This window comes from Geothrix rubra (assembly GCF_030268065.1).
GTDB lineage: Bacteria > Acidobacteriota > Holophagae > Holophagales > Holophagaceae > Geothrix > Geothrix rubra.
In genome coordinates this window covers 220,916-243,513 of sequence record NZ_BSDD01000004.1, presented here as the reverse complement: position 1 = coordinate 243,513, position 22,598 = coordinate 220,916, and the positions used below count along the sequence as shown (strand labels likewise).

The following is a 22,598-nucleotide window of genomic DNA, read 5'->3' as shown; positions in this document are numbered from 1 at the left end:
AACCTCCGCCCCCCAGTCTGGCAGGGCTGGGTCAGGGCCCCACCACCACCGTGGCCACGGCGCGGATGCGCTGTTCCGCGAGGGGGGTCACCACCACGTGGTAGGTCCCGGGCGTCGTGGGGGCCGTGTAGTGGCCATCACTCGTCAGGATGCCGCCGGTGCCGCGTCCCTCCAGGAGCCACCACTGCACGGGGCGCTGACGGGGCGGCAGGCCACCCACGGTAGCGGTGAAGGCGAGGGTCCCCCCGGGGGTGACCTGGGCGGTGGCTGGGCTGATCAGGACTGTGGCCTTCACGGGGTCCGTGGCGGCCGTGACCTCGATGGGGACAGTCTGGATCACGGTGGGGGACCCCACGCTGCGCATCTGCAGCTGGATCGTGCCGGGCTGGTCCGGGAGGGTGACCACGCCATCCGGGTTCACGCTGCCGCCGCCGGAGAGGCTCCAGGCGATGCGGGTATCGGAGATGCCACCAAGGCCCTGGTCGAAGAATTGGGTGGTGCCGGCGGGGAAGCGTGCCACCCCCCAGAGCATGACGAAGTAGGGCTGACTTGGGGCCTCCACCACGATCTGGAGGGTCTTCTGGAGGGTGGGGTCCGCGAGGCTGGTGGCTGTGAGCGTGCAGGTCCCGGGGGTCGCAGGGGCCGTGAAGAACCCATCGGGGTCGAGCTGGCCGCCGCCGCTCAGGCTCCAGGCCACCGCATGGTTGCCGAGGTCGTTGAAGAGGGCCCGGAACAGCTGGGAACCGCCCGTGGCCAGGCGCGGGGAGCCACCGGGATTGACGAAGATCTCGGGGGACCCCGGGACCACCTGGACAGTGGCGGTGACCGAGACGCCGCCCCGGCTCGCCATCACATGGAAGGTGCCGGGCGCGGCCGGGGCGGTGTAGTACCCCTGGGCATCGATGGATCCCCCGGCGCCGCCCTCCACCACGGTCCAGACGACGGAGACCGCGTGGCCCCCATCGTCCGTGGCGGAGAACTGGAAGCCATCCTCCGTCGCCATCCGGGTGCCCGTCTGGTTGAGGTGGAGGCCGTCGGTGGCGGAGGACTTGGAACCGCCTCCGCCGCAGGCGAAGCTGGCCAGGAGGAGGACGACGGGCGCAAGCCGGGGGAGGGAGGCCATGGCGGATCCTGTTGGGAATTTCCGGCCAGTATAGCCGATGGGCAGGCCTCGCTCGGCCCCCCGGAGCCAGACCCTTGGGCCCTAGCTGTCCAGGGACTCCTTCACGCCGGCGCTGCCCATGGCCACGAGGCGGTCGGAGGCGCGGGAGGCCCACTCGGATTTGGGATAGCTCTCCACCAGCTTCTGGTAGTAGTCCTTCGCCTCGGCGCGGAACCCGTCGATGCGCTCCTTGAGGAAGGCCTGGAACGCCTTGCCGTATTCCTTCCCCTGGTCCGGCGTCAGGTCGGTGAAGGCCTCCTTCTGCAGCTTGGCCAGGTAGTCCTTGTTGAACTGGGTGACCTCTTCGGTGGTGAGGGTCCGCTGGCGCAGGGCCTCGCCCAGGTAGTAGTAGGCCCGCTCCCGGTCCACGTAGTCGGGGTAGGTCACCAGGAGGTCCTTCAGCCGTCGCTCGGCGGCGGGATAGTCGAAGATGTTCACGTAGAAGATGCCCACCTGGAGCTCGTGTTCGGCGATGCGGCGCCAGCACTGGACGATCTTGGCCTTGGCCTCGGTGGCGTAGGGGCTGCCCGGGGATTCCGCCAGCAGCTGCTGGAAGGAGGCCAGGGCCTTCCGGGTCTCGGCCTGGTCGCGCTCGGCGCTCTCGATGGCGGAGAAGTGGCAGAGGGCCTTGTGGTAGAGGGCATAGTCCCGCATGTCGCTGCGGGGGAAGTAGTTCAGGAAGCTCTGGTACTCGACCTCGGCCTCGGGGTAGCTGGGACTGCCCTGGAAGAAGTAGCTGTCGCCCAGCATGATCTTGGCCCGGGGGAACTCGGCGGAACCCGGGAGGTTCTCCTCGAGGACGCGCAGGCTGCGCCGGGCCTCGTCGTACTTGCCCTGCTTCATGAGCCGGTCCGAGGTGGCGAGGAGTTCCGCGGCGGTGACCCCCTTGCCGGCGGTCTTGGGCTTGCGGCAACCCATCCCCAGGCCCGCCAGGGCGGCGGCGAGGGCCAGGAGGGCGACGGTGCGCTTCATGCGGACTCCGGAGACAGCGGGTTCAGGATTTCGGGGGCGGGCGGGGCGGCGGCCCCGGTCCCTTGAGGCATGGCGGGACGGGCCGAAGGGTTCCAGGCCTCCCGCAGGTGCTCCAGCCAGGGTTCGGCCAGGGCCTGGGCCCGGGAGCGGTGGCGATCATGGAAGACTTCGTGGTAGATCCCGGGCAGGCGGTGCCGTTCCAGCAGGTCCGGCCGGACGGCGGACCAGAGGGCCTCCGAGCCGTCGGGGTCCACCACCGTGTCCGATCCGGACTCCAGCAGCAGGATGGGGCGGTCGAGCTCCTGGCCCAGGGGGAGGATCTCGGCCCGGCCCTCCTCCAGGGCGGCCCCGAAGGCGGCCGTGGCCAGGCGGTGGCAGAGGGGATCTGCCTCGTAGCGCTGCACCAGCACGGGATCCGAGCAGACCTGGCCCTTGTCGCCGTGGAGCTGGATGGGCCGGTGGGGGGCGAGCAGGCGGAGGATCCGGGAGAGGATCACCAGGGCGCGGGTGTTGGCGCGCACCGCCACGCTGGGGCTGGAGAGGATGAGGCCGTCGAGCGTGTCCGCATGCCAGAGCAGGGTGAGGAGCGCCACCAGGCCGCCGAAGCTGTGGCCGAGCACCACCTGGGGGCAGACCGGCAGGGGGGGCATGGGCACCCCGTCCACGACCCGGGGCCTGGCCCCGGTGCGGTCGGCGTCGTAGCGCCGCTCCTGGCGGAGGAAGAGGGCGAGGTCGTCCACGAAGGCCCGGATGCCCACCGCATCGCCGCGGATGCCGCCGGAGCGGCCGAAGCCTCGGTGGTCCATGCTCGAGACCGCCCAGCCCAGGTGGTGCAGCCAGTGGGCCGTGTGGCGGTAGCGCTCCCCGTGCTCGCCGTAGCCGTGGGAGATGACCACGCGTCCCCGGGGTTCGGGGTGCTCCCAGCGGGCCCAGGCCAGGGGCGTGCCGCCATGGCCGGTCAGGACCCCACGGGCGGTGGGCTCCAGATCGGCGGGCAGGACGGGGATCAACTCTGGCATCCCCCCAGAATACCGTGGGGGCGCCATGTCCCACGTTGGTTTAAAGTGGAGGGTTCCCCCGCGGCGGGGGACGGAGAGGCGGACGATGGACTTCGAGACCCTGGTGCGGGCCAAGAACGAGCTGGAGCCCCGGGTCCGCCAGCTCGTCGCCCATCTGGATCCCGAACGGAAGGCCCTGGAGCTGGAGCAGATCGAGGAGCGCACCACGGTGCCCGGCTTCTGGGACGATCCCGAGGCCGCGAAGCCCCTGCTCCAGAAGCGGGGGTCCCTGGGCGGCGACATCGCCCTGGCCCGGAAGCTCACCGGGGGCATCGAGGACCTGGAGACGGCCCTGGAGCTGGCCCGCGAGGACGGGGACATGTTGCTGGAGGCCGGGACCGTCGAGACGGACCTCCGCAAGGCCGTGGAGGACGCCGAGCTGCGCATGATGCTCAGCGGCGAGCTGGACGGCAGCCACGCCATCGTGGCCATCGCCCCCGGGGCCGGCGGCACGGAGAGCCAGGACTGGGCCGCCATGCTGCTGCGCATGTACCTGCGCTTCTGCGAATCCAAGGGCTGGGCCACGGAGATGATCGACTACCAGGATGGGGAGGAGGCCGGCATCAAGGGCGCCACCTTCATCGTCGACGCCCCCTTCTCCTACGGCTACCTCCGCGCCGAGGCGGGCGTCCACCGCCTGGTGCGCATCAGCCCCTTCGACGCGGCCAAGCGGCGCCACACCAGCTTCGCCGCCGTGTACGTGAGCCCCGAGCTGGACGACACCATCAACGTGGACATCCCCGAGAAGGACCTGAAGATCGACGTGTTCCGCGCCAGCGGCGCCGGCGGCCAGCACGTGAACCGCACCGAGTCCGCAGTGCGCTTCACCCACCTGCCCACGGGCATCGTGGTGAGCTGCCAGAACGAGCGGAGCCAGATCAAGAACCGCGCGACCGCCATGAAGGTGCTCCAGGCCCGCCTCTACGAGCTGGAGCAGCGGAAGTTCCAGGAGAAGGTGGCCGCCGCCAGCGGCGACAAGGCCGACGTGGCCTGGGGCAGCCAGATCCGCAGCTACGTCCTCCAGCCCTACCAGATGGTGAAGGACCATCGCACCGGCGAGGAGACCAGCCAGACCCAGAAGGTGCTGGACGGGGATCTCGACGGTTTCATCCGCGCCCAGCTGCTGGCCAAGAGCCTCAAGGCCGAGGGCTGATCCGGCGGGAAGGAAGGCTCACTTCAGGATCCGGAACAGGTTGCTGAAGTCGTCCCGCCAGACCAGCGGTTCGACCCGCAGGGGGTCCGCGTCCTCGCTTCCGGTGAAGGGGGCGGTGGCGAACGCCGCTTCCGAGCGGGCGAGCACGATCCAGGTGGAGCCGTAGATGCCGTCCTCGTCGTCGCCATCGGTATCCACCAGGCGGGTCGCCAACCCGTACCGCAGGGCGGCGGCCTGTACCACCGGCTTCAGGTCCAGGTAGCGGTTGGAGATGTGCACGGCGAGGAAGCCCCCGGGGGCCAGGTGGCGCAGGTAGAGGGCGAAGGCCTCCCGCGTGAGCAGGTGCACGGGGATGGCGTCGCTGGAGAAGGCGTCGATGGCCAGCAGGTCGTAGGCCTCGGGGGGCTCCCGGTCGAGGCTCAGGCGCGCGTCGCCCAGGACCACCTCCACCCGGCCCGGGCAGTCCCGGAGGAAGGTGAAGTCCCGGCGGGCGAAGGTCTCGACCAGGGGGTTGATCTCGTAGAACCGCACCAGATCGCCGGGCCGCCCGTAGACCGCGAGGCTGCCCGCGCCCAGCCCCACCACGCCGAGCCGCCTCGGCCGCGGGGGGAGGCTGGCGATGGCGAGCCCCACGCCGGAGTCGGGGCTGTAGTAGGTGAGGGGGAGCCGCGCCCGGGCCGGATCCAGGAACTGGGCGCCGTGGAGGATGGTGCCGTGGGCCAGGGACCGCCAGGTGTGGGCCCGGTCGTCGAACACCCGCAGGGCCCCGTAGAAGTTGCGGCCCCGGTCCACGGCCTCGCGCTGCTCGGCGAGGTCGGTGAGGATCGTGTGGCCCAGGAGGCCCCCTGTGAGGAGGCCGAATCCGAACACCGCGACCCGCCAGGGCCAGGGCTTCATCCCCCGGCGGTCCCGGATGACGGAGACCAGGGCCAGGAGGGCGAAGGCCGCCAGCGCGAGGGGGAGCTCGAGGTAGCTCCGGAAGAGGTGCGGGGCTGCGACGGCCACGAACAGGCCGCCCAGCGCGCCGCCGAGGCTCAGGCGGAGGTAGAAGCCCGTGAGGTGGCGCGGGTGGGGCTTCAGGCGCGCCAGTTCGCCGTGGGCCGTCATGCAGGCGACGAAGAGGCCCGCGTTGAAGGCCAGCACCTGCCAGCGCACCGCCCCCCGGCGGAAATCCGGGAGCAGCAGGAGGGCCATGCCCGCCAGGCAGAGGGGCAGCAGGGAGAGGAACAGCCCGCGGCGGTACCAGCGCTCGCTGTCGAAGCAGAGGATGAAGCTCAGCAGGTAGAGGGCCAGGGGCACCACCCAGAGGAACGGGATGGGGGCCACGTTGGTGCTGAGGTGGCTGGTGACGGCCATGAGCAGCACGGAGGGGAGGGCCGCGAGGAGGATCCAGGACAGCTGCCGTCCCGCCGCGGGGGCCGGGGGCGGGACCTCGACGTGGTCCCGGACCAGGGTCCGGGCGTTCCTCCGCGCCAACGCGAACACCAGGGCGGCGAAGGCCAGGAAGCCGAGGGACCAGGTCCAGGCCTGGACCCGCAGGGGGAGGAAGGGCTCCACGGCCACGGGATAGGCGAGCAGCGCCAGCATGGAGGCCAGGTTGGACAGGGCGAAGAGGCGGTAGGGCACCTGGCCCTGGCGCGCCACCCAGGCCTGCACCAGGGGCCCCGTGGTGGCGAGCAGGAAATAGGGCAGGCCCACCGTCACCGCCAGCAGGCCCAGCAGGTGGCCGAGGGGCTGCTCCGAACCCGTGGGCCGGAAGCCCGGGTGCAGGCGCAGGGGAAGGCAGGCGGCCGCCAGCAGGAGGAGCGTCCCGTGCACCAGCACCTGCCGGCGGTGCGACAGGTGCCGGACGAGGGTGTGCGCGTAGAGGTATCCGCCCAGGAGCAGGAGCTGGAAGAAGAGCAGGCAGATGGTCCACACCCCGGCGCTGCCGCCGAACCAGGGCAGCACCAGCTTCCCCACCAGCGGCTGCACCTCGAAGAGCAGGAAGGCGCTGAGGAAGATGGTCAGGGCGGGGAGACGCAGCGAGACCTCGGGGGAAGCCTCGGGCCGGGAATCCATGGCAACTCCGGGGTGTCGGCCCCTACTGTCGCATGGATGGCGGGAGGGCTACTCGCCCCTGGCGGCCTGCTCCTGCTCGTCTTTCGGGAGGCGGAAGACCCAGCGGCCCGTCACGCGGTCCCAGAGGTCGAAGCAGCAGAGCCAGTTGAGAAGACCGGCCACCATCACGTAGCTGGCGCCGTATTCCTGGGTGAGGGTGCGGACGGGTTCCGTGCCGGCGCCCCCGAAGGCCCAGGCGAAGGCGCCGTACACGGGGCCGATGCCGGTCGTGGCCAGCGCCCCGAGGGTGGGCAGCCAGGCGCCGGGCGTGGGGACGTAGACGCCCCCCTTGATGCCATGCACGGCCCCGAACTGGAGCTGCAGCGCCCCCAGGAGGCAGAACAGCACCCACACGCCGAAGAAGACCCTGGCCCGGCCCTTCTGGCCGATCATCCAGTAGCCGGCTCCGGGCACCAGCCATTGAAGGAGCAGGGGCTTCCAGGCGGCCTTCAGGGCCTTCTGCCTGCGCAGGGGCATGGGGAGCTTCGGAAGGGGCTTCTCGTCGGCCATGGGCCTAGATTACCCGAGAACCGGGCCCGACCCGCCGGCCTCGCCTTTCCCGGGCCGTCCGCCCTACGATGGTCCCTACCATGCCCAGGATGCGCCCCGTGCTTCAGCTCAGGACCCGGATCACGATCCTGGTGTCGCTGATCCTGGGGCTGGCCCTGCTCGTCACGGGCGTCATGGTGGACTGGCGCATGGCCCGCCAGACCCGGGAGGCCCTGGGCGGGAAGGTGGCCCTGCTCTCCCGGATCACGGCCGAGGCCGAGGTGGTGCGCGAGGGGCTGGCGGGGCGGCGCCTCCCGGCCGAGGTCCAGGCCTACGCGGAGCGGATCCGGCAGGAATCCGGCGTGGACTACGTGGTGGTGGTGGACATGCAGGGGCGGCGCCTCTCGCATCCCAATCCCGCGCAGCTCGGCGAGCGGTTCGCCGGGGGCGACGATGCCGACGTGTACCGCGGCCGGTCCTACCTGTCGGCGGCCAAGGGCACCCTCGGGCTGTCCATGCGGGCCTTCACGCCCGTGCGGGACGGCGACCGGCAGGTGGGGGCGGTGGCCGTGGGAATCCTGCAGTCGGGGGTGGACCGCACGATCGTCAGCGTGCGGAAGCGCATCGCCCTGGGGGGCCTCATCGGCTTCGGGGCCGGCATCCTGGGGGCCATGTACCTGGGCGGGCGGGTGAAGAAGATCCTCCTGGGCATGGAACCCCAGGAGATCGCCACCCTGCTCCAGCAGCGCAACGCCATGCTGGATTCCGTGCGGGAGGGCATCCTCGGGGTGGACCGGGAGCTCCGGGTCACCATCGTCAACGAGGAGGCCCAGCGGCTGTTCGCCCGGGCGGGAAGCCACGGCGAGCTGGTGGGCCGCCCGGTGGAGGAGGTGCTGCCCAGCTCGCGCCTCCGGACCATCGTGGAGACGGGGCAGGCGGAGTACGACCAGGAGGGCGACATCCTGGGCCTGCCCATCCTGACCAACCGGGTCCCCGTGCTGGTCGAGGGCCGCATGGCCGGGGCCCTGGCCACCTTCCGGGACAAGACGGAGATGAACCGGCTGGCGGAACAGCTCACGGGAGTCCGGTTCTACGCCGATGCCCTCCGGGCCCAGACCCACGAGTTCATGAACAAGCTGCATGTGATCCTCGGGCTCGTGCGGCTGGAGGAGTACGAACGGCTCAAGACCTTCATCGCCGGGGTGGTGGGGCGGCTGGACGACGAGGTGGGCTTCGTGGTGCAGCGGATCAAGGATCCGGTCGTCGCGGGCTTCCTGCTGGCCCGGTTCGCCTCCGCCCGGGAGCAGGACATCCTCATGCAGCTGGATCCCGAGGCCTCGCTGCCCCCCCTCCCCGACGACGCGGTGGCCCACGACCTCGTCACGGTCCTGGGGAACCTGCTGGAGAACGCGGTGGAGGCGATCGGGACCGGGCCCCAGCGGGAGATCCGGGTGGCCCTGCATCCCGAGGGCGCCCGGCTGCACCTGGCCGTGGCGGACAGCGGGCCGGGGCTGCCCGGGGAGATCCTGGCGGGGGCCTTCGCGCGGGGCTACTCCACGAAGGGCGAGAACCGCGGCCTGGGGCTCTGGCAGGCCGCCCGCACAGTCGAGGCGCGGGGCGGCCGTCTCGAGGGCCGGAACGGGGAGGCGGGGGGCGCCGTCTTCTCCGCCTCGCTCACCCTGCTTCCCGGGGAGGCGCCATGATCCGCGTGCTGCTGGTGGAAGACGATCCCATGGTGGCCGAACTCAACCGCATGTACCTGAGCCGGGTGGCGGGCTTCGAGCTGGTGGCCTCCGTGCGGGGCGCCTCCGAGGCCCTGGCGCTGCTCCAGTCGCGGCCGGTGGACCTCCTGCTGCTGGACATCTTCATGCCCGGCCAGAGCGGGATCGAGCTCATGGCCGAGATCCGCCGGCAGGCCCTGGAGGTGGACGTGATCTTCGTGACGGCCGCCCGGGACACCGCCACCCTCGACCGGGCCCTGAAGCTGGGGGCCATGGACTACCTCATCAAGCCCTTCGAGTTCGAGCGGCTCAAGCAGGCGCTGGAGCACTACCGCGAGACCCGGCACATGATCCGGCGCGGGGAGGCCCTCGACCAGGCCGAGCTCGACCGGCGCCTGGCCCGCCGTCCCACTGAGGGCCGGAAGGCGGAGGGCCTGCCCAAGGGGCTGGACCGGAACACCCTGGACAAGGTGCTGCAGGCCATCACCGCCTGGCCGGAGGCGACCCCCTGGTTCACCAGCGAGGCCATCGGCCAGCAGGTGGGCCTCTCGCGGGTGTCCGTCCGGAAGTACTGCGAGTTCCTCTGCGAGCTCAAGGTGCTTCGCATGGAACCCGGGTACGGCACCGGCGGGCGGCCGGTCCACCGCTTCCTGCTCCAGAAGGGCTACCTGCGCGAGGTCCAGCGGTACCTCTGAACCTCCGGGCGAACGGACGGGGTCCGCTTTCAAAAGTTTCAGATCCCGGAATCAACTTCCAGAACGCCCCGCCTCCGGCCGGGCGGCCGAGAATCTGGAAAACCACCTGGTGGTCGTGTGGTTGCCCGCCCGGCACGTCCCGCGACCCGGTCCTCTTTCCCACCGCCTCCGCATCCGGCCTCACCCAGGGCCGCCCCGTCCCCGTACCCGCATTCCCGAAAGGACTCCCGCATGCTCAAGCGAGCCGCTTCCAAGCTCTACAACTGGGTCGCGTTCATGATTCTCCTCGGCGCCGTGCTGGGGCACTTCTATCCCGGCGTCGCCGTGAAGATGCAGCCCCTGGCCGATGGCTTCATCAACCTGATCAAGATGCTCATCCCGCCGGTGATCCTCTGCAGCGTGGTGCTGGGGATCGCGGGCTCCGGCAGCATCAAGAAGGCCGGCCGCGTGGGCGGGAAGGCCATCCTCTACTTCGAGGTGGTGAGCACCCTGGCCCTGGTGATCGGCCTCGTGATGGCCAATGTCTTCGGGCCGGGGCGGAGCTTCCACGCCGACCCCGCCAAGCTCGATCCCAAGCTCGTGGCCGGCTACGTCACCCAGGCCCAGCACCTCACCATCACGGACCACCTGCTGAAGATGATCCCCAAGACCCTGTTCAGCGCCTTCACGGACGGGGACATCCTGCAGGTGCTGCTGATCTCCGTGCTGCTGGGGTTCTCGGTCGCGGCCCTGAACGACAAGTACAAGGCCCCCCTCATCGGCTTCCTGGAGGGCCTCAGCAAGATGTTCTTCGGCGTCATGAAGCAGATCCTCTACCTCGCCCCCCTGGGCGCCGGCGCGGCCATCGCCTACACCATCGGCAAGTTCGGCCTGAAGTCCCTGCTGCCCATGGCGCAGCTGATCCTGCTCTTCTACGCGACCTGCGCCGTCTTCATCTTCGTGGTGCTGGGGCTCATCGCCCGGCTGGCGGGCTTCAACATCTTCAAGGTGGTGGGCTACATCAAGGATGAGCTCCTGCTCGTCATGGCCACCAGCTCCTCCGAGTCCGCGCTGATCCCCCTCATGGAGAAGATGGAGAAGCTGGGCCTCTCCAAGTCGGTCGTCGGCCTGGTGATCCCCACGGGCTACTCGTTCAACCTGGACGGCACCAACATCTACATGACCCTGGCCTCGCTCTTCATCGCCCAGGCCATGGGCATCGAGCTCACCCTGGGCCAGCAGCTGGGCATCCTGGTGGTGGCGATGATCACCAGCAAGGGCGCGGCCGGTGTGACCGGATCCGGCTTCATCACCCTGGCGGCCACCCTGGCGGTGGTGCCGGGCATCCCCGTGGCCGGCATGGCGCTGATCCTGGGCATCGACAAGTTCATGTCCGAGGCCCGGGCCATCACCAACCACATCGGCAACTGCATCGCCGCCGTGGTGATGGCCAGCTGGGAGAAGGAGCTGGACTGGGAGACGTTCCACGCCACGCTGGGCGGACGGTCCGAGGCCGCACCCCTGGCCGAGATGCCGGCCCTGGCGGGCGAGACGGAGTGACCCGGCAGCAGGGCCGCGCGCGGGGGCTCCGGCCCCCGCGCGCCGTCTCCCCCCGGGTATGATCCCCGGGGAGGTCTCCCATGGGCGCCTACGACTGGGAAGCGGAACGGGGCACCTTCGCGCGTGCGGCGAGCGCCCTCGGGGAGGAGCGGACGCTGGACCTGCTGGACCAGGCCGCGGAGGCGGCCACGTCCGGCGATCTGCGGCGGGCGGCGGGCGCCCTCGAGGAGATCCGCGTCGCCGTGGTCGCCTCGCGGCTCTTCCACCGCTGGGACAACGGCATCGGGTGCTTCACCAGCCTGATCCGCTTCATCCGCCAGATGTCGCCCGAGACGGCGGTGCCGAAGGAGTACCAGCGCCTCCTCGACGCCATTCCCAGCGGCCGGTTCGACGAGGAGATGACCTCGCGCCAGAAGGCCTTCTGGTACGGCTCGCCCCGGGAGGCCGTCGGCGGCACCCTCCACCTTGTGCGCCACGGGGGGAAGTCGACGCCGCCGGGGCGGCGGAGGTGGGGCCTGGCCCTCCTCCTCGTGCTGGCGGCCTTCGCCGTCACCTGGCTTCTCTGGAAGTGAGGTCCCCCCGCCGGCCGCCGCGAGGAGGCTTCCGTGCGGAAAAAAGGGGGGGCCGAATGGCCCCCCCTTTTGAAAAACCACCAGCGCCCGGACTAGTCCGTGGCGAAGGGCAGCAGGGCGATGTTGCGGGCGCGCTTGATGGCTTCCACGAGCATGCGCTGGTGGTTGGCACACACGCCGCTGGTGCGGCGGGGCAGCACCTTGCCGCGCTCGGGGGTGAAGGCCTGGAGGGTCTTCACGTCCTTGTAGTCGATCGTGAGGGACTTCTCGACGCAGAACTTGCAGAACTTCGCGCGTCGTCCCCCAAAAGCCTTCTTCTTCTTGGGCTTGCCCTTCTTGGCGTCAGCTCGGCGCTTCATCCGACCACCTCCTCAGGTGCGCGATCCTTGATGCCGGCCTGGGCCTTGCGCTTGCTCTCGCGCTCGATGCGCTGCTTGGCGCGGCCCGCGGCCTTGTCGGCCTCGTCCATGCGGACGCTCAGGAACTTGATGACCGCATCGTGGTTGCGGAAGCGGCGCTCCAGCTCGGCGATGAGGTCGGGGCCCGCGTTCATCTCGAACAGCGTGTAGTAGCCCTCGCTGAACTTCTGGACCTCGTAGGCCAGCTTCTTGCGGCCCCACTTGTCGGTCTTGAGCAGCTCGCCACCCTGCTCGGCAATGATCCCCTCGAACTGCTTGACGAGCTCATCGCTCTGCTCGTCCGTCAGCGTGGGGGAGGCGATGAAGATGGTCTCGTAGCGACGCATCTGTCCTCCTTGTGGATGTGAAGCCCCCTCATGGATTCCAGGGAGCAAGGAAGACGCCCCCCAGCGGAGGGCGCGAACAGGTAGTTTCGCCCGGAAGGGCCCGGAAATCAACGGAAAGTCTGGGATCCGGCGTCCCCGTCCCCCACGGGCTCCCAGAAGGCCGCGGGGTTCACCCGGTTGCCCAGGGCCCCCAGGTCCTCCGCCCCGGCCAGCAACGCCAGGAACCGGGCGAAGGGGGCGTCCAGGGCGTCGATCCGGTCCCATTCCGCCTCCGTCCAGTGGCCGAGGACGAAGTCCGCCAGGGGCCGCTCGAAGGGGCCGATGCCCAGGCGCAGCCGGGCGATCTCCTGGGTCCCCAGGTGCTCGAACACGGAGGCCAGGCCGTTGTGGCCCCCCGCCGAGCCGTCCAGCCGGAAGCGGCCGGTGCCCAGGGGCAGGTCCTTGTCGTCGTAGAGCAGGACCATGCGCCGGGGGTAGAGGCCCGCGGCCGCGGCCTGGGCGCAGGCCTGGCCGCTGAGGTTCATGTAGGTGGAAGGGACCAGGGCCTGCAGTCCCTCCCCGAGGGGATAGAGCGTCCCCGAGGGGAAGCGCTTCGCCGGCGCCGGGGCCAGGTTCCGGTCCGCCATCCAGCGCTGGAGCATGAGCCGCCCCAGGTTGTGCCGCGTGTCCTGGTAGTCGGGGCCGGGGTTGCCCAGAGGCACAAGCGTCCACATGGATCCGCTCCAGCGCCCGGGCTTCGCCCGGGCGTCAACAAAGAACGCGGCCAAGGCCGCGTTCTTTGCATGGAAGACTGAGGGTTCAAGGCCCTACTTCTTCTCGTCCTTCTTGCCCTTCTTGACCACCTCGGGCTCGGCGGCGCCGGTGGCCTCGGCGGGGGCGACCTCCTCCTCCGCGGCCTTGCCGTGGATGGAGCAGACCACCTGGTGGGCGTCGCCGACCAGGGTGACGTTGGGGATCAGGGAGAGCTGGTCGAAGCGGAGGCTGTCACCCACCTTGAGGGCGGTCACGTCCACGTCGATGTGCGCGGGGATCAGGCTGGGCAGGCACTCCACCTCGATCTCGCGGTGGGCGAAGTCGAGCACGCCCCCCTCGCTCTTCACGCCGATGGCGGTGCCGGTCAGGCGCACGGGCACCTTCACGCGGACCTTGTGGCTCATGTCCACGCGCATGAAGTCCACGTGGCGGAGGCGCCCGGTGATGGGGTCCCGCTGCAGGTCCTTGATGATCACGTGGCGCTGGATGTCCGTGCCCTCGCGCTGGAGGAACATCACGGAGTTCATGCCGGCGTCGGTGGCCAGCACCCGGGCCACGGACTTGGGGCTGATGGCGATGGCGACGGGGGGCTCATTCAGGCCGTAGACCACGGCGGGGATCATCCCCTGCTTCTTGAGGTCGCGGATGGCGGCCTTGCCGAACTTCTCGCGCTTGGGGACGACCAGGACGTCCTGGGACATGGGTTCCTCCTACCTGGCAGCCTCCGCACTCGGGCGGGCTGCCCTCTCGTTGGGGCGGGTCCGGGCGGACCGTTCGGATTCCCCCGATGGGGAACCGAACCTCCGATCTTGCCCGAAAAACCCTTGGATTCCAAGGAGGGATTCCCGCCGGGGGGGGCGCAGTCCCGGGGTGGGATCCGGCTACCATTCACCGCAGAGGACCCTCCGTGTCGCATCCCATGCCCCGCCCCGAAGACCTCCTGAACCGGGAGCTGAGCTGGCTGGACTTCAACGCCAGGGTCATGGAGGAGGCCGAGGACCCCTCGGTGCCCCTCCTGGAGCGGGTGAAGTTCCTGAGCATCGTCTCCAACAACTGGGATGAGTTCTTCATGGTGCGGGTGGCCGGCATCTGGCGGCAGATCGACGCCGGCATCACCCAGCCGGGGCCCGACGGGCTCTCGCCCCGGCAGCTCCTGGAGCGGGTGGCCTCCAAGATCCACGCCTACTCCGCCCGGCAGCACGAGCTCTTCCACGCCATCCTCGAGCCCCAACTGGAGGCGGAAGGCATCGTCATCCTGGATCCGAAGGACCTGGACCCCGCCCAGGCGGCCTTCGTCCTGGACCACTTCGAGCGGGCCCTGCTGCCCCTCATCACGCCCCTGGCCGTGGACACGGGCCATCCCTTCCCCCGCCTGGGCAACCGCGTGCTGGTGCTGGTGGCGGAGCTCGAGCCGGAGGCCAGCCTGCTGGACGGCGACCTGCCGGCGTCGGAGCTCTCCTTCATCCACGTGCCCACCACCCTGGCCACGCGCTTCCTCCGGGTGCCCTCGGCGCCCGGCACCCACGCCTTCGTGATGCTGGAGGACGTGGTGCGCCACCACCTGGCCCGGCTCTTCCTGGGCTACGCGGTGCGGAGCTGCCATGCCATCCGGGTGACGCGGGACTCCGACCAGCCGGTGGAGGAGGATCCCTCCGAGGACCTGCTCAAGACCGTGGAGGAGAGCCTCCGGGACCGGCGCCGCGGCGCCGTGGTGCGCCTCCAGTACGAGAAGGGGCTCTCCGCCAAGGTGCTCGACCTGCTCATCGAGGAGATGGAGCTGAGTCCGGAGGACCTGTACCCCAGCTCCGGCCTCACGGCCTTCTCGGACCTGATGCAGCTCTACGCCCAGGTGGACCTGCCGCGCCTGAAGGACGCGCCCCTGCCGCCCCTGCCGGTGCCCCAGCTGGACCAGGCGGCGAACCTCTTCGACGCCATCTCCCGGAACGACATCCTGCTGCACCACCCCTACCAGAGCTTCGACGACAGCGTGGCCCGCTTCGTCCGCGAAGCCGCGGACGATCCGCGGGTGCTGGCCATCAAGATGACCCTCTACCGCGTCACCCAGAACAGCCCCGTGGCGGCGGCCCTGGAGCGGGCGGCCGAGCGCGGCAAGCAGGTGGCCGCCATCGTGGAGCTGCGGGCCCGGTTCGACGAGGCCGCCAACATCGCCTGGGCCCGGCGGCTCGAGAAGGTGGGCGTCCACGTGGTCTACGGCCTGCCCAACCACAAGATCCACTGCAAGGCCTGCCTCGTGGTGCGCCAGGAGCGGGAGGGCATCCGCCGCTACTGCCATCTGGGCACGGGCAACTACAACGAGCGCACCAGCCGCATCTACTCCGACCTGGGGCTCCTCACGGCCCGGCCCGAGCTGGGCGAGGACCTCGCCAACCTCTTCAACATGCTCACCGGCTACACCCGGCCCCCGCGGTTCCACGAGCTCCTGGTGGCGCCCCAGCACCTGAAGAAGGGCCTGACGGCGCGCATCCTCCGGGAGATCGACCACGCCCGGGCCGGCCGGCCGGCCCGCATGATCCTCAAGATGAACGCCCTGGTGGAGCCCCAGATCATCCAGCTGCTCTACGAGGCCAGCCGCGCGGGCGTGAAGGTGGACCTCATCGTCCGGGGCACCTGCTGCCTGCGTCCCGGCGTCCGGGGCCTCTCGGAGAACATCCGGGCCCTCTCCATCCTGGACCGCTTCCTGGAGCACGCCCGCATCTACCACTTCGCCAACGACGGCCAGCCGGAGACCCTCCTGGCCAGCGCCGACCTCATGCCCCGCAACCTGGACCACCGGGTGGAGCTGGCCTTCCCCCTGGCCGATCCCGTGCTGGCGGCCCAGGTGGTGGAGATGCTGGAGCTGCAGCTCCACGACACCCTCAAGGGCCGGGTGCTGGGGCCGGAGGGCGACGTGCTGCGGCGGGGCCTCGACGACCAGGATCCCCCCCTGCGCAGCCAGCTGCGGATCTACGAGCACACCCTCCTGGCCAGCGGCGTGGGGGCCGTCACCCGGAAGCTGCCGCCCCTGCCGCCGGAGGCCTGAGACCCGGAACGACAAAGGCCCCCCACGAAGGACACCAAGGGCCCTCCGGGCGCACCAAGTCCGCAAAGGGCCGACCGCAGGGTCATCCAGGCCTGCCTTCGTGTCCTTGCGCCTTCTCTTCGCGCCCTTCGTGGTGATCCTTAGGCGCCTGTTCCGACGCCCATCCCCCCGTGGCACACTGGGGGGCTGGAGAGCCGCATGAGCCCGAAGATCAGCCGCGCCGCCCTGTTCGATGTCCTCAACAGCTACCAGGTGCCCGGCACCAGCGCCACGCTGGTGGCGCTGAAGGCGGTGAAGGGCATCGACGTGAACGAGGGCCGGGTCACCGTCATGCTCCAGATGGTGGATGCCTACCAGGACCGGGAGCAGGTCATGAAGCAGGCCCTGGAGGAGCTCATCCTCAACCAGGCCGGCGTCGAGGCCGTGGATGTGGAGATCGCCTGGGAGAAGACCGCCTCGGTGGAGTTCAAGAACCTCATCCCGGGCATCAAGCGCTGTGTGGTGGTGGGCTCGGGCAAGGGGGGCGTGGGCAAGAGCACCGTCACCGCCAACCTCGCCATCGCCATGGCCCAGCGGGGGCTCAAGGTGGGCCTGCTGGATTCGGACATCTACGGCCCCTCCATCCCCATGATGCTGGGCTTGAAGGACTCGCCCCTGGGCACGCCGGACGGCCAGATCATGCCCCTGGAGAAGTTCGGGGTGCGGGTCATGTCCATGGGCCTCCTCATCGAGGAGGACCGGCCCGTCATCTGGCGCGGCGCCATGCTCAACAAGGCCCTCCAGCAGTTCCTGAAGGACGTGGCCTGGGGCGACCTGGACGTGCTCTTCATCGACCTGCCCCCCGGCACCGGCGACACCCAGCTCACGCTCATCCAGAACGCCCAGGTGGACGGCGCCGTCATCGTCAGCACCCCCCAGGACGTGGCCTTCCTCGACGCCAAGAAGGCCATCGGGATGTTCGGCACGGTGAAGGTGCCCGTGGTGGGCATCATCGAGAACATGAGCAGCTTCATCTGCCCCGGCTGCGGCCAGGAGACCCAGATCTTCGGCCACGGCGGCGTGCGCGACGCGGCCACCCGCATGAAGCTCCCCTTCCTGGGCGAAGTCCCCATCGACCTGGCGATCCGGGAGGGCGGGGACAGCGGCCAGCCGCTGGTGGCCGCCCATCCCGACAGCCCCCAGACCAAGGTCTTCCAGGACATGGCGAAGGCCCTCCAGGGGCAGCTCGGGCTCTGATCCCGCGCCGGGCGGCGGCCCGCTACACTGGAGCATGGCCAAGCCCCAGATCCCCGAGACACTCGCTCCGGATCTCCTGGAGCGGCTGCGTGCGCGGTTCCACCCCTGGCCGCTGATCAAGGACTGGGGACTGACCATCGAATCCGTGGCGCCGGGCGTGGCCACCATGCGCCTGCCCTCCACGCCCGCGGTGGTCAACGGCTCCCGGGGGAACATCAACGGTGGCGTGCTGGCCACCATGGCGGACATGGTCTCCGCCCTGGCCCTGAGCACCGCCTTCGACGGGGCCATGCCCTTCGCCACCTCCGACCTCCACATCCGCTACCTGGAGCCGGCCCGCGGCGAGGTGACCGGCGAGGCCCAGGTCGTCCGGCTCTCCAACCGCGGGGCGGTGCTGGAGTGCCGGCTGTCCTGCGGCGGCCAGCCCGTGTCGCTCTGCACGGCCTACTTCGCCATCAAGCCCGGCCTCGGGGGCTGACGTGGGCTTGTCGAAACCCTTCCCCCCCGGGCCGGCCGAGCAGGACGGCCCCCTCCGGCGCCTGCGGAACGCCCTGCTCCTGCTCTTCGCCGTGCTGCTGGCGGGGGCCGTGGGCTACCACCTGCTGGCCCACCTCAATCCCCTCGACAGCTTCTACATGGCCATCACCACCTTGTTCACGGTGGGTTTCCGGGAGATGGGCGAGGTCAACACCTGGACCAAGCTGTTCACGATCTTCTACCTCGTCACCGGCCTCGGCGTGGCCACCTACGCCCTGTCCAACCTCACGGCCCTCCTCCTGGAGGGGGATCTCCGGGGCTACTTGATGGAGCGCCGCATGGAAAAGCGCCTGGACGAACTCAAGGACCACATCATCGTCTGCGGCTTCGGCAAGATGGGCTTCCAGGCCGCCTGGGAGCTGAAGAAGGCCGGCGTCCCCTTCGTCATCATCGAGCAGGACGAGACCAAGGGCCGCAGCCCCCGCTTCGCCGGCGAACTCATCCTCTACGGCAACGCCATGGAGGAGCTCATCCTCGAACGCGCGGGCATCCGGCGGGCCCGGGGCCTCATCACGGCGCTGACCACGGACGCGGACAACGTGCTGGTCACCCTCACCGTGAAGCAGATCCGCCCCGACCTGCCCGTGGTGGCCCGCAGCGCCAAGCTGGGCACCGAACGCCAGCTCCGGGCCGCCGGGGCCGACCACATCGTGAGCCCCTACGAGATCGGGGGCCGCCGCATGGCCGCCCTGCTGCTCACGCCCGAGATGATGAACTTCTTCGACGTGGTGCTCCAGCAGCAGCAGCTGGAGCTGGGCCTGGAGCGCATCGCCATCGCCCGGGGCTCCGCCCTGGTGGGGCAGACCCTCCGAGAGGCCCGCCTGCGCCACGCCACCGGCTCGCTCCTGGTGGGCCTGGTGCATCCCGGTGCCGGCCTGCAGTTCAACCCCTCCGGCGACGAGCGCTTCCAGGCCGGGGACGAGCTGCTGGTGATGGGCCCCGCCGATGCCCTGGAGACCCTCACCCGCCTGGCCCAGGGCGCCTGAGGATCGACGGCATGGAAGCCCATCCCCGGCTCCTCGTGGACCTGGCGGTGGTGCTGGGGGTGGCCTCGCTCACCTCCGTGCTCTTCCAGCGCCTCCGCCTCCCGGCGGTGCTGGGCTACCTCCTGGCGGGCATGATCGTGGGACCCCACGTGCCCGTGCCCCTCGTGGCGGATCTGGCCAACGTGCGCATCATGGGCGAGCTGGGCGTCATCCTGCTCATGTTCTCCATCGGCCTGGAGTTCAGCCTCCAGCGCCTCTTCCGGGCCGGCCCCACGGCCCTCCTGGTGGGCACCCTGCAGGTGGGCACGCTCCTGGTGGCGGGCTTCCTGGTGGCCCGTCTCCTGGGCTGGTCTCCCCTGGAGAGCGCCTTCTTCGGGGCCAGCCTCTCCATCGCCTCGACCATGATCCTGGCGAAGCTTTTCGACGAGCGGGACATCCGCGGCCCGCTGAAGGAGACCGTGCTGGGCGTCCTGCTGGTGGAGGACCTCCACGCGGTGCTCCTCCTGGCGGGCCTCACGGCCGCCGCCTCCCTGGGCGGCCCCAGCCTGGGGACCATCGGGGGCACGCTTCTCCGGCTGGCCGCCTTCCTGGCCCTGCTGCTGGCGGCGGGGCGTTGGCTGGTGCCGCCCGCCGTCCGCTGGGTGGCGGACCACGCCCGCAGCGAGGTGCTGCTGGTGGTCTCTGCGGGGCTCTGCTTCGGCCTGGCCCAGCTCGCGGCCTGGGCGGGCTTCTCGGTGGCCATGGGGGCCTTCGTGGCGGGGATGCTGGTGTGCGAATCCGGCCGGAGCCGCAACGTCGAGCACCTGATCCACCCCCTGCGCGACCTCTTCGCGGCCATGTTCTTCGTGGCCGTGGGCATGCTCATGGAACCGGCGGTCATCCTCCGCGACTGGCCGCTGGTGCTGCTGTTCACGGGCCTGGTGATCACCCTCAACGCCCTCTCGGTCACCCTCGGTGCCACCCTGGCGGGCCTGCCGCCGGGCCTGGGCCTGCGCTCGGGCCTGGCCCTGGGCCAGGTGGGGGAGTTCGGCTTCATCCTCCTGGGGGCCGGCACGGCCCTGGGGGTGGTGGACCCCTCCCGGTACGCCCTGCTGGCGGCGGTCTGCGTGGCCACGGCCCTGACCACGCCGGCCCTGCTCTCCGCCGGAGAACCCGCCGCCGAGGCCCTGGAACGCCGGCTCACGGGTCCCCTGCGCACCTACCTGACCCTCTACCAGTCCTGGGCCCGCACCCTGAAGACCCCGGCCCTCCGCAAGGCCCCCGGCGCCGGGGTCCGGCGGGCCTTCCTCCACCTGCTCCTGGACGGAGGCGGCCTGGGGGCCATGGCGGTCCTGGCCCCCCGCCTCCTCCGCTCCGGCACGGGCTGGCTGGAGGGGCACGGGGCCTTCAGCCACGCCCTGGCCCAGGGGATCGTGCTCCTGGCGGCGGCGGGGGTGGCCGCCCTCCTCCTCCGTCGGATCCTCCTCTGGAGCCGGATCCTGGCCGAGTCCCTCCTGGACCTGCCGGGAGCCGGGGCCCTGGGGACCCGACCCGTCCTGCGCCGGGCCTTCCGGGGCGGTCTCCGGGCCGCGGCCCTGCTCCTGGCGGGCCTGCCCGTGCTGGCCGCGATCCAGGCCCTGTTGCCCCTGGCCTCCCTGGGGGCCCTCGCCGTGTTCCTCCTGCTGGCCCTGCCCCTCCTGCTCTGGCGCCGGGCGCAGCGCCTCCAGCGGGAACTGGAGGCGGGCCCCGAGTGGATGGCCGAGGGCGCCCGGGATCCCTGGGAGGCGCCCCCGGCGTCGGGACCTGCCGTGGTCGAGGGGGGCTGGCGCACCCTGCGGGTCGGCCCCCGGTGTCCCTCCATGGGGCGGAGCCTGGGGGAACTCGACCTCGCAGGCCAGGCCGGGGTGGTCCTGGTCGCCCTGCTGCGGGACGGCCGCCTCCTGGAGCCCCTGCCCGAGGCCCGGCTGGAGGTGGGCGATCTGCTCGCCCTCAGCGGCTCGACGGCAGCCCTGGGAACCGTCGAACGGATCCTGGGGGCCTCGCCCCCCGTCGGTTGATCCGGGCGGCCACAGGCCGCTTGACAGAAGCAGCCTTCGAATTAACTATTTGGTTTAACTGTTTGGTTGAACCGGTGGCCACCTCCCTTTCCGCCCGTCCCGATGATGCCCGCGGCGCCCTCCTCCGGGCGGCCATCGCCGAGTTCGCGGCCCGGGGCGAGGCCGGGGCGAGGACGGACGCCATCGCCCGGGCCGCCGGCGTCAACAAGGCCCTGCTGCACTACTACTTCGGCACCAAGCAGGCCCTCTACGCCGCGGCCCTGGACGCCATCCTCGCGGGCCTGAAGGAGCACTACCTGGGGATCCTGGAGGGGCCGGGGACCGCGGGCCAACGCATGCTCCGTTACGTGCTGGCGAACTTCGACCGCATGGCCGGTTCCCGCGACTACGCACGGGTCCTGGGCCACGAGATGATGCGGGCCCGGGCCGGAGAGTCGGCGAGCGTCCCCCGCATGGTGCAGGCGTACTTCGGCCCCCTGAATGCCGTGGTCTGCCGGACCCTCGACGAGGGCGTGCGCAGCGGCGAGTTCCGGGCGCTGGACCCGGGCCAGACCGCTCTGTCGCTCACCGGCGCCAACGTCTTCTACTTCCTCTCCGCCCCGGTCTTCACCGAGCTCACGGGGCGCGATCCCCGCGATCCGGAGATGCTGGCCCGGCGGCGCGTGGCCATCCTCGACCTCGCCGCGTCCGTCCTCTTCGCAGACCGGGAGGCCGGACAGGGCACCGCCCGGGCCGTCCTGGACGAACCCGCCGGCACCCACCCCGAACCCTGAGGCCCCTCCCGTGAATCCCCGCACCCGCATCTTCGTCCTGCTCGGCGTCCTCACCCTCGGGGCCCTGGGCTACTACCTCTTCTCCACGAACCGCGCGACGGACCTGGTGCTCATGGGCACCGTGGATGCCAACGTGGTGACGGTGAGCCCGGTCATCGCCGGCCGCATCGTCCACCTCGCGGTGCAGGAAGGCCAGGACGTGAAGGCCGGCGACCTGGTGGCCGTGCTGGACAGCGCCGAGCTGGCCTCGGCCCGGGACGCCGCCTCGGCCCAGGCCCTCAGCAGCCAGGGCGACACCGCCGGGGCCGCGGCCAGTGCCCGGGCCACGCTGAGCGCCTCCCGGGCGGCCCTGGCGGAGGCGGTCGCCAACCGCACCAACCAGGAGGCCCTCACCGGCCGCACGGTGTCCCTCGCGGCCACGGGCGTGGCCAGCGCCCAGGACCGGGATGCCGCCGTGGAGGCCCTCAAGGCCGCCCGGGCCCGGGAGCAGGCCGCGAAGGACCAGGTGGCCGCGGCCGAGGCCGCCCTGCGGGCCGCGCAGGCCCGGACCCTCCAGGCCGCCGCCGCCCGGGCCCAGACTGCCCAGGCGGAGACCCGGGTGGGCTACACCCGCGTGCTGGCGCCGGTCTCCGGCAAGGTGACGGTGCTGGCCGCCCGGGAGGGCGAGGTGGTGAATGCCGGCGGCGCCATCGCCACGATCACCGACCTGTCCCAGACCTGGGTCTACGCCGGCGTCCCGGAAACCCAGGCCGACGCCCTGCAAGTGGGCGACGCCGTGGCGGTGCGCATGCCCAGCGGGGCGCGGGTGGAGGGTCGGCTGATCGTGAAGTCGGCGGAGGGCGACTTCGCCACCCAGCGGGATGTCAGCCGCATCAAGCGCGACATCAAGACCGTCCGCCTGAAGCTGCTCATCCCGAACCCCGGGGAGCGGTACGTGCCGGGGATGACCGCGGAGGTGCTCATCCCCCGGGCGAAGCTGGTGCGCCCGTGAGCGGAGCGCGGCCACGACCCTCCGGAGCCGGCAGTCCGTC

Annotated in this window: 21 protein-coding genes; 12 read left to right on the top strand and 9 right to left on the bottom strand. The window is 70.9% G+C overall.

Features of this window, described 5'->3' with window-relative positions:
- Positions 1-31: 31 nt before the first annotated feature.
- The 3 genes from QSJ33_RS11610 to QSJ33_RS11600 form a co-directional block, all read right to left on the bottom strand.
- Positions 32-1,123: a hypothetical protein gene (locus QSJ33_RS11610; protein WP_285726270.1), complete on the bottom strand. Its 1,092-nt coding sequence runs from the start codon at positions 1,121-1,123 to the stop codon at positions 32-34.
- 81 nt (positions 1,124-1,204) lie between these two features.
- Entirely contained in the window at positions 1,205-2,134 is a 930-nt protein-coding gene (gene bamD / locus QSJ33_RS11605) for an outer membrane protein assembly factor BamD (protein ID WP_285726269.1), read from the bottom strand.
- Positions 2,131-3,144 carry an alpha/beta hydrolase gene (locus tag QSJ33_RS11600; RefSeq protein ID WP_285726267.1) on the bottom strand — a complete coding sequence of 338 codons (1,014 nt, stop codon included), beginning with the start codon at positions 3,142-3,144 and terminating at the stop codon, positions 2,131-2,133. Before QSJ33_RS11600 ends, bamD begins: the two co-directional genes overlap by 4 nt.
- 94 nt (positions 3,145-3,238) lie before the next feature.
- Here QSJ33_RS11600 and prfB point away from each other — a divergent pair, with 94 nt between their 5' ends.
- The gene (gene prfB, locus QSJ33_RS11595; protein WP_285726264.1) at positions 3,239-4,345 is read left to right on the top strand and encodes a peptide chain release factor 2; all 1,107 of its coding nucleotides are present in this window, start codon (positions 3,239-3,241) and stop codon (positions 4,343-4,345) included.
- 18 nt (positions 4,346-4,363) lie between these two features.
- Here prfB and QSJ33_RS11590 read toward each other — a convergent pair whose 3' ends face one another.
- A complete protein-coding gene (locus QSJ33_RS11590) occupies positions 4,364-6,406 on the bottom strand; it encodes a spermidine synthase (protein ID WP_285726262.1) in 2,043 nt (680 codons plus the stop codon).
- A gap of 48 nt (positions 6,407-6,454) precedes the next feature.
- Positions 6,455-6,922 carry a DUF6677 family protein gene (locus tag QSJ33_RS11585; RefSeq protein WP_285726260.1) on the bottom strand — a complete coding sequence of 156 codons (468 nt, stop codon included), beginning with the start codon at positions 6,920-6,922 and terminating at the stop codon, positions 6,455-6,457.
- Between the two features lie 131 nt (positions 6,923-7,053).
- Between QSJ33_RS11585 and dcuS the strand changes: the two genes are divergently transcribed.
- The 4 genes from dcuS to QSJ33_RS11565 all read left to right on the top strand — a co-directional run bounded on the left by dcuS (position 7,054) and on the right by QSJ33_RS11565 (position 11,461).
- The gene (gene dcuS, locus QSJ33_RS11580; protein ID WP_285726257.1) at positions 7,054-8,637 is read left to right on the top strand and encodes a DcuS/MalK family sensor histidine kinase; all 1,584 of its coding nucleotides are present in this window, start codon (positions 7,054-7,056) and stop codon (positions 8,635-8,637) included.
- Positions 8,634-9,350: a response regulator gene (locus tag QSJ33_RS11575; protein WP_285726255.1), complete on the top strand. Its 717-nt coding sequence runs from the start codon at positions 8,634-8,636 to the stop codon at positions 9,348-9,350. The genes dcuS and QSJ33_RS11575 overlap by 4 nt, the downstream gene beginning before the upstream one ends.
- A gap of 231 nt (positions 9,351-9,581) precedes the next feature.
- On the top strand, positions 9,582-10,889 hold the full coding sequence (gene dctA, locus QSJ33_RS11570) for a C4-dicarboxylate transporter DctA (RefSeq protein ID WP_285726253.1): 1,308 nt from the start codon (positions 9,582-9,584) through the stop codon (positions 10,887-10,889).
- Between the two features lie 80 nt (positions 10,890-10,969).
- Complete coding sequence (locus QSJ33_RS11565; RefSeq protein ID WP_285726251.1) at positions 10,970-11,461, top strand: hypothetical protein; 492 nt, start codon at positions 10,970-10,972, stop codon at positions 11,459-11,461.
- 92 nt (positions 11,462-11,553) lie between these two features.
- On the opposite strand, the gene rpsR is transcribed toward QSJ33_RS11565, so the two are convergent.
- The 4 genes from rpsR to QSJ33_RS11545 form a co-directional block, all read right to left on the bottom strand.
- Positions 11,554-11,820 carry a 30S ribosomal protein S18 gene (gene rpsR / locus QSJ33_RS11560; protein ID WP_285726249.1) on the bottom strand — a complete coding sequence of 89 codons (267 nt, stop codon included), beginning with the start codon at positions 11,818-11,820 and terminating at the stop codon, positions 11,554-11,556.
- A complete protein-coding gene (gene rpsF, locus QSJ33_RS11555) occupies positions 11,817-12,206 on the bottom strand; it encodes a 30S ribosomal protein S6 (protein ID WP_285726247.1) in 390 nt (129 codons plus the stop codon). Before rpsF ends, rpsR begins: the two co-directional genes overlap by 4 nt.
- Before the next feature lie 107 nt (positions 12,207-12,313).
- Positions 12,314-12,919 carry an aminoacyl-tRNA hydrolase gene (gene pth / locus QSJ33_RS11550; RefSeq protein ID WP_285726245.1) on the bottom strand — a complete coding sequence of 202 codons (606 nt, stop codon included), beginning with the start codon at positions 12,917-12,919 and terminating at the stop codon, positions 12,314-12,316.
- A gap of 93 nt (positions 12,920-13,012) precedes the next feature.
- Positions 13,013-13,660, bottom strand: coding sequence for a 50S ribosomal protein L25 (locus QSJ33_RS11545; RefSeq protein ID WP_285726243.1), 648 nt, complete (start codon positions 13,658-13,660; stop codon positions 13,013-13,015).
- Positions 13,661-13,878: 218 nt separating this feature from the next.
- Between QSJ33_RS11545 and ppk1 the strand changes: the two genes are divergently transcribed.
- The 7 genes from ppk1 to QSJ33_RS11510 all read left to right on the top strand — a co-directional run bounded on the left by ppk1 (position 13,879) and on the right by QSJ33_RS11510 (position 22,558).
- On the top strand, positions 13,879-15,999 hold the full coding sequence (ppk1, locus tag QSJ33_RS11540; RefSeq protein ID WP_285726241.1) for a polyphosphate kinase 1: 2,121 nt from the start codon (positions 13,879-13,881) through the stop codon (positions 15,997-15,999).
- 198 nt (positions 16,000-16,197) lie between these two features.
- A complete protein-coding gene (locus tag QSJ33_RS11535) occupies positions 16,198-17,235 on the top strand; it encodes an Mrp/NBP35 family ATP-binding protein (protein WP_285726238.1) in 1,038 nt (345 codons plus the stop codon).
- 34 nt (positions 17,236-17,269) lie between these two features.
- Positions 17,270-17,713: a PaaI family thioesterase gene (locus QSJ33_RS11530; protein ID WP_285726237.1), complete on the top strand. Its 444-nt coding sequence runs from the start codon at positions 17,270-17,272 to the stop codon at positions 17,711-17,713.
- 1 nt (position 17,714) lies between these two features.
- The gene (locus QSJ33_RS11525; RefSeq protein WP_285726235.1) at positions 17,715-18,758 is read left to right on the top strand and encodes a potassium channel family protein; all 1,044 of its coding nucleotides are present in this window, start codon (positions 17,715-17,717) and stop codon (positions 18,756-18,758) included.
- A gap of 11 nt (positions 18,759-18,769) precedes the next feature.
- Positions 18,770-20,794 (top strand): cation:proton antiporter, encoded by a 2,025-nt coding sequence (locus QSJ33_RS11520; RefSeq protein ID WP_285726232.1) that lies wholly within the window; start codon positions 18,770-18,772, stop codon positions 20,792-20,794.
- Between the two features lie 74 nt (positions 20,795-20,868).
- Positions 20,869-21,567, top strand: coding sequence for a TetR/AcrR family transcriptional regulator (locus QSJ33_RS11515; protein ID WP_285726231.1), 699 nt, complete (start codon positions 20,869-20,871; stop codon positions 21,565-21,567).
- A 10-nt stretch (positions 21,568-21,577) separates the two neighbouring features.
- The gene (locus QSJ33_RS11510) at positions 21,578-22,558 is read left to right on the top strand and encodes an HlyD family secretion protein (RefSeq protein WP_285726229.1); all 981 of its coding nucleotides are present in this window, start codon (positions 21,578-21,580) and stop codon (positions 22,556-22,558) included.
- Positions 22,559-22,598 lie beyond the last annotated feature (40 nt).